Here is a 6,879-nt window from a genome sequence, read left to right on the forward strand (position 1 = left end):
AGGCCAATAAACCGCGTGAAAGCGCAGAATGTCCTTGCCAATTAAATGCAAGTTAAAGGGATACCACTTTGCCAGCGCGTTTTCTAACGTCGGCTCATCATCGGGCTCTAACAGTGCCGTTACGTAGCCTAACAGTGCATCAACCCACACATAAATTGTATGCTTCGGGTCGGCTGGAATCGGAATGCCCCAGTCTAGACTAATGCGGGACATTGAGAAATCTTGCAGCCCTTGGCTAACGAAGCTGAGCACTTCGTTGCGGCGGTAGTCGGGTTGAATGAACCCAGGGCGATCGGCGTATAGCGCCTCAAGCTGACTCTGGTACTTGGACAGACGAAAAAAATAGTTTTTTTCGTCGCGCCATTCAACCTGACGGTTGGTGTGGATCGAGCAGCGGTGTCCCTCAAGCAAGTCGCGCTCTTCTTTAAATTCCTCGCAGGCGACGCAGTACCACCCCTGCTGCTGTCCCAGGTAAATATCACCGCTGTCCCAGAGGCGCTGAACAAACTCACTCACGATCGCGGTGTGACGCGGATCAGTAGTGCGAATGAAGCGATCGTAGCGAATCCCTAACTGCTGCCACAGCGTAACAAACTCCGGCACAATGAGGTCGCAGTGCTCTTGTGGGCTGTGTCCGGCTTCTTGAGCCGTACGCTCAATTTTTTGCCCGTGCTCGTCAGTGCCTGTAACCAAAAGGGTCAGTGTTCCCTGAAGCCGTTGATACCGAGCCATGACGTCAGCAGCGATCGTCGTATAAGCGCTACCGATATGCGGTAGCGCGTTTGCATAATATAGCGGGGTGGTGAGAGAAAATCGGTTGCTTACCGTCTTAGGATCCATGAATCGTATGAAATAAAATCCCCAAAAAGTGAGGGTTCACGCGGGGTTTCAGCTTCTAATTTAAATAATGGGCATAGCCATGTGAAAGTGTTAGTAGTTTGCGCTTGTCTGCTTTCTTGTGAACTATAAGAATCCAGCCTTCTAACAAGACGTATAACTACCACTTAATTCTAGCTACAAAGTCGATTAAAAAATCCAAGAGAATTCTAAAGACCTTGAACTCTTCTCTTTATCGTTGCCGAGTGCTAGTGGTTTTGAGTTGAATTTGGTCAGTACATAAGCAATACGATCGCCTTTCTGCCCTATGGTATTGGTTGGATGCGTGAAGGAATGTTAACACACTAATAGTCCTTTCCATCTGCTGCTTTCTACCCGTTGCCCGTTTTCATGCCTTCAGACAGTCCTCTCCAGATCTCCCAACTAATGCTATTTGGTTTGGGAACCCGAATGTACACCTATTATGGCGATCGCGTTCCTGCAACGGGGTCCCTGCTAGTTGTTAGTAATCACCGCAGTTTTATGGATGCGCCCCTGCTTATGGCAGCAACTCAGCGCTCAATTCGCTTTGCTTGCCATCATTACATGGGTCAAGTTCCCGTCATGCGCGAAGTTGTTGACCAATTGGGGTGTTTTCCGCTAGATGCGTCAGATCAACGGCAGCAAAGCTTTTTCCGGAAAACAATCCAGCTATTGCAGACCCAGCAGGCGGTTGGGGTGTTTCCTGAAGGGGCTGAACCAATGGTTAAACAGACGCTGCCTCATCAGATGGGAGAATTCCAGCGCGGATTCGCTCATCTAGCGCTGCGGGTACCCGTACGCGACCTAGCAATTTTACCCGTGGCGATCGCCGCGACCGAAGAAGCCGTCAACTCAGCAGTTCCACTGCGACTGCTTAGCTTTTTCGATCCCTCTGAACCGCTATTTGCTCAAAGGGGTTGGCACCCTATGGTGATTTATCGGCGAGTCAATCTGCTCGTCGGTCGCCCTATCTGGATTAGTCCATCTCAGCGGCAAGCGTATCAGGGCAAGCGAGCAAAAGCGTTAGTTACAGAGCTAACTCAACAGTGTCACGATGACGTTTGCTCACTGCTGCGTCAAGGCTGCTACTGAAATGCGCGCGCTGATAATTATTGACTACTGCTCACGTTCCCATGCCAGACATTCAAAGTAAACCTTGTTTTCTCACACCTCGGCGATTGCAGCCGGACTACCCTCTATTTGTCTTCCTGCCAGCAATGGACGGGACTGGACAGCTTCTAAGGGCTCAGACAGAAGGGCTAGAAGCCGGATTTGATGTTCGCTGTTTAGCGATCCCACCAGATGACCTGACCAGCTGGGATGGACTGGTTGAGGCAGTGGTAGAGAGCATTCGGGCAGAACTGAACCCGGAGTCGCGGCGATCGATCTACCTGTGCGGTGAGTCATTTGGCGGCTGTCTGGCAATGAAAGTTGCCCTCTATGCGCCTGAGTTATTTGATCGGATCATCCTGGTCAACCCAGCGTCGTCGTTCCGATCGCGTCCGTGGATTCTCTGGGGATCGCAACTGTCACGTTACCTACCGGAGTCGATGTATCAGCTTTCGGCACTGGCGCTTATGCCGATTCTGGCGAATTTGGGGCTGATTGCACCAGAGGACCGTGAGGCGCTGTTTACTGCTGTTAAATCGGTACCACAGAGAACTTCAGTCTGGCGACTGTCGCTCCTGAGCGAGTTTAAGATTCCTGATGAACAATTTCAACGGTTAACTCAGCCAGTGCTGCTGCTGGTAAGTAGCAGCGATCGCCTGCTGCCCTCACTTGCAGAAGCTGAGCGACTGGCAGCACTCTTACCTAACGTTAGGCGCGTTATTTTACCTCACAGTGGTCATGCGTGCTTGCTAGAAGCCAATGTCAACCTCTACGAGATCCTAAAAACCCACGACTTTCTGCCACAGCAGTCTAGTGATCGTAGTCAGTCACCTACCCATCAGGCGTCCTAATGAACGGCGCTGCTTAAGCCAAGCTTAGGGACGAGCGTGGGACCCAAGTGACTGAATCACGCTGTCGAGGTAGGGGTGGATCAATTGAGCATTGGCGGCGGGTAGTGCTTTAGTAATGGCGTCTTTGAGCGATCGATACACAATCACGCAGTTCTCGGTGCGACCATGCGCTAGCAGAACTGTATCTAACCAAAACAGCAGTTGCTCTCTGAAAAAGGTTTCGTCATCCCGCAAAACTGCCAGCGCGATGTAGCGCAGCACCTCGGTTAGGTCGTACTTGCAGCGGGGTCCATGCTGCTGCACCAACTCGGGCTGAACCTGCATCAGCTTGCGAAGAGCAGCGACCACGAGTTTGTCGCCGTGCTCCCGTAGCTGCTCGTAGGTTTGCAGGCGCGTTGCATAAGTTTGAACATAGCGATCGACCACCTCTAGCTCCTGAATGTTCAGGTAGCGTCCGTCGGCTTGCAGCAAAATGCGTTCCAAAGTGTGATTCAAGGCGTGCATGGGAATTCGCGTGTGATAACTCCGATTTCAGACTGCCGTAAGTTGCTCCTGATCTAACGCCCTGTATTAATTTGCAACAAACGACAGAACCTCGAATCGGAAACCCGAATCTGCTGCGTCTCCACGATCGAGCGGCAAGGCGCTAGTCTGAAATGAACGGGTCAATTCGAGCGATCGGAGTAGAAACCATGAATTGGATCTGGAGTAAGGTCGGAAAGGTGTTTGGTAGTCTATTTTTGGTGGGCGGGGGAACTGTGTCTACAGGCTTGCTGCTGGGGATTGAGGCGAGTCATGCGGCGGGTGGTGTGCTGGTGCTGTTGTCGATGCTGCTGGTATTTTTGGGCTTAGCTCCTACGTCAATGGGTGCTTGGCTGCTGTATACGAGCATTAAGGCAGACCGACAGGTGATGCGCGATCGATTTTTTCAGCTGCTTCAAACTCAGCGAGGACGGCTATCCGTACTAGACTTTGCAGCGGCAACCCGGCTGGAACCTGCGATCGCTCGGCATCACTTAGACGCTTGGGCAAAAGAGTTTTCAGCAAACTTCGAGGTGACTGAAGACGGCGATATTTATTATGTGTTTGCCGCACCACGATCGTCGTCAGCGGCTGCCGCTGCACTGTTGCCGTAGCACTACCTCTAACTTAGAGCGCCAAGCTGGAAGGAGTTCCCAGTTTCTTGAAGAAGCTGGGAGTTTTGGTCATCTACCTTAGCTCTGCGTATCCTCCGTGTTAGTACTTACCTCCTGACTCAACCTAGACTGAACTTAAGATTGGCTGAGATTTATTACGGAAATTCGTCCATCTTAAAAGAGGAACTAACCATGTTCGTCATTGTTTCTACTAGGTCAGCAGTATGAAACCTGAAGATCTCAGAGGCTTGCGTGAGTGCTGTGAGAATGAGGCAGCCTATGAGCGAATGAAGAAGATCCTCTTAAGGTCCGAGGCAGAGCGCCGACAGACGGAACTTCATACGCTTTCACTCCTGGGTGATCAGATTCGGCATGCGATCGTTGCGGCTGACCAGGGAAAATACTTGGGTGTGCTGGAAAACCTGGTGATAGAGCGCACAACAGAATTGCTGACGATGAATCAACGGCTAGAGCAGGAGGTGAGCGATCGTCAGTGGGCAGAACGCGCGCTTCAGGAAAGCGAACAGCGCTTTCGCTCTTTGATTGAGAACGCCACTGATATCATTGTGATTCTGGATCAAAACGGCGTATTTCGCTATTGCAGTCCATCGGCGGAGCGCGTGTTGGGCTACACCTTGTCGCATGTCTTTGGGCGCAGCGCCGCAGAGTTTGTGCATCCAGATGATGTCGGTATCATCTTTCACGTTCTGAAGGAGGCAATTGCCAATCCACGCTCCAGTCAGGCTGTGATCGAGTATCGTGTACGGCATCACAGCGGCTCGTGGTGCAGCTTTGAGGCTGTTGCGACAAGTCTGATCGATGATCCAGCCATTCGCGGCGTGGTGATTAACTGCCATGACATCACCGAGCGCAACCGCGCCGAGGAAGCGCTGCGAGACGCCAATCGCCAGATTGCCAATATTTTAGAGAGCATTACTGATGCGTTTGTCTCGCTGGATTCGGACTGGCGGTTTACCTATCTCAACTCCCAAGCCGCGCAGCTTTTTCAACGATCGCCTGAACGCTTACTCGGACATCGGCTGTGGGACGTCTTTCCTGAAATCGCTGGCTCGACGCTGGATCTGGAAGCGCACCGAGCGATAGACTACCAGCTTCCCGTCACCTTTGAGGAATTTTATCCGTCGCTCAGCACTTGGTTTGAGGTGCGAGTCTTTCCCTCGGTCAGCGGAATTTCAATTTTTTTCTTAGATGTCAGCGATCGCAAGCTTGCTCAAGCCGAACTGCTAGAGATGAGTACAGCGTTGGGAAATGCGGTCGAGGGCATTGCTCGCCTTGATGTGAATGGTCGCTATGTAGCGCTGAATCGCGCTTATGCAGCATCACTGGAGTACCAGCAAGAAGAGATGATCGGGATGACCTGGGACAGAACCGTTCATCCTGATGACTTAGAGATTGCGATGGCTACCTACCAAACCATGCTGGCAGAGGGAAAAGCCGAGGCAGAGGTGCGGGGCCTGCGCAAGGACGGCTCTGTCTTCTACAAATTGATCGTTCTGGTAGCGGCGTATGACTGGCACGATCGCTGGGTGGGACACCACTGCTTTACGAAAGACATTACAGAGCGCAAACAGATCGAAGAAGCCCAGCGCCAGCAGGCAGAGCGGGAGCGGTTAATGGGCGCGATCGCCCAGCGGATTCGCAACTCGCTAAATTTAGGGGATATTCTTAACACCACCGTGTGCGAGGTGCGGCAGTTGTTGAAGGCAGATCGGGTGGTGCTGTGCCGCGTAGAGCCAAACGGGGATGGCGTCATTACCGCTGAGGCAACGATGCCACCGTGGTCCTCAATGCTGGGCGATCGCGTTCAAGATGATTGGTTCAAGCAGTCTCAGGTTGGCTACCGCTTGGGATTTAATCGTGTCATTGATGACGTACAGCAGCTTGAGTCCAGTCCAACCCTGCAACACTACCTGAACCAGCTGCAGATCAATGCAGCTGTGTCGGTTCCCATTCTGCACGGCAGAGATATGTGGGGCGTTTTGGGCGTGCATCAGTGCCAAACAGCGCGGCATTGGGAGGCGTTTGAGATTGATTTGTTAGAGCAGTTGGCAACGCAGGTGGCGATCGCAATTCAGCAGTCAGAACTGTACCGCCGAGTGCAGCAGCTCAACACGGAACTGGAAGCGCAAGTGCAAGAGCGTACCGCTGAGCTTCAGAAAGCGCTGCATTTTGAGGCGATGCTGAAGCGAATCACTGACTCCGTACGCGACAGCCTGGATGAAGGACAAATTTTGCAAACCGCGGTGCAGGAACTGGCGCTGGGACTGGAAGTAGACGCCTGCGATGCAGAACTCTACGACGCCGATCGCCGGTTGTCCACAATCGCTTACGAATACATCCGCTCCCCTCACTTACCAGGGGCGAAAGGAACTGTGATTCAGATGACACGGCTTCCCGAAGTCTATGGACAACTACTACAAGCGCAGTGTCTCCAGTTCTGCCGCACCAGCCAGGATGCCGTGCGATCGATTGCTCATCGCTACGCCGTGCTTGCCTGTCCTCTGGTAGACGATCAGGGTGTTGTTGGGGATCTCTGGCTGTTTAAGCCCTGTAGGTCTGTGTTCTCGGAGTTGGAAATTCGTCTGGTGGAGCAGGTTGCGAACCAGTGCGCGATCGCCATGCGGCAGGCACGGTTATTTCAGGCAGCGCAGGCGCAGGTTGCGGCGTTGGAAGAGCTAAATCAACTGAAGGACGACTTTCTCAGTACTGTCTCTCATGAACTGCGGACGCCGATGTCCAATATGAAAATGGCGATCCACCTGCTGCAACAGGTTACAAGCCGCGATCGGCAGATGCGATACATTAATATTCTGGAGGCGGAATGCACCCGCGAAATTGAACTAATCAACGATTTGCTCGACCTCCAACGCCTCGAAGCCTCGTCGTATCCTGTGTGCTTTGAC

Annotated in this window: 6 protein-coding genes; 4 read left to right on the plus strand and 2 right to left on the minus strand. The window is 52.4% G+C overall.

Translation table 11 applies throughout. The features are described 5' to 3' along the window. The coding region (locus H6F43_RS17160) for a methionine--tRNA ligase (RefSeq protein ID WP_190343935.1) at positions 1–840 on the minus strand (840 nt) is incomplete at its 3' end. Positions 841–1,227: 387 nt separating this feature from the next. Here H6F43_RS17160 and H6F43_RS17165 point away from each other — a divergent pair. Both H6F43_RS17165 and H6F43_RS17170 read left to right on the plus strand, forming a co-directional pair. Beyond that, positions 1,228–1,950, plus strand: coding sequence for a lysophospholipid acyltransferase family protein (locus H6F43_RS17165; RefSeq protein ID WP_190343936.1), 723 nt, complete (start codon positions 1,228–1,230; stop codon positions 1,948–1,950). Between the two features lie 41 nt (positions 1,951–1,991). Further along, entirely contained in the window at positions 1,992–2,819 is an 828-nt protein-coding gene (locus H6F43_RS17170; RefSeq protein ID WP_190343937.1) for an alpha/beta fold hydrolase, read from the plus strand. 24 nt (positions 2,820–2,843) lie between these two features. Here H6F43_RS17170 and H6F43_RS17175 read toward each other — a convergent pair whose 3' ends face one another. Continuing rightward, the gene (locus tag H6F43_RS17175; RefSeq protein WP_190343938.1) at positions 2,844–3,323 is read right to left on the minus strand and encodes a phycobilisome protein; all 480 of its coding nucleotides are present in this window, start codon (positions 3,321–3,323) and stop codon (positions 2,844–2,846) included. 188 nt (positions 3,324–3,511) lie between these two features. Here H6F43_RS17175 and H6F43_RS17180 point away from each other — a divergent pair, with 188 nt between their 5' ends. Continuing rightward, a complete protein-coding gene (locus tag H6F43_RS17180; RefSeq protein WP_190343939.1) occupies positions 3,512–3,955 on the plus strand; it encodes a hypothetical protein in 444 nt (147 codons plus the stop codon). Positions 3,956–4,179: 224 nt separating this feature from the next. Continuing rightward, the coding region (locus H6F43_RS17185; protein ID WP_190343940.1) for a PAS domain S-box protein at positions 4,180–6,879 on the plus strand (2,700 nt) is incomplete at its 3' end.

This window comes from Leptolyngbya sp. FACHB-36 (genome assembly GCF_014695955.1).
Lineage (GTDB): Bacteria > Cyanobacteriota > Cyanobacteriia > Leptolyngbyales > Leptolyngbyaceae > FACHB-36.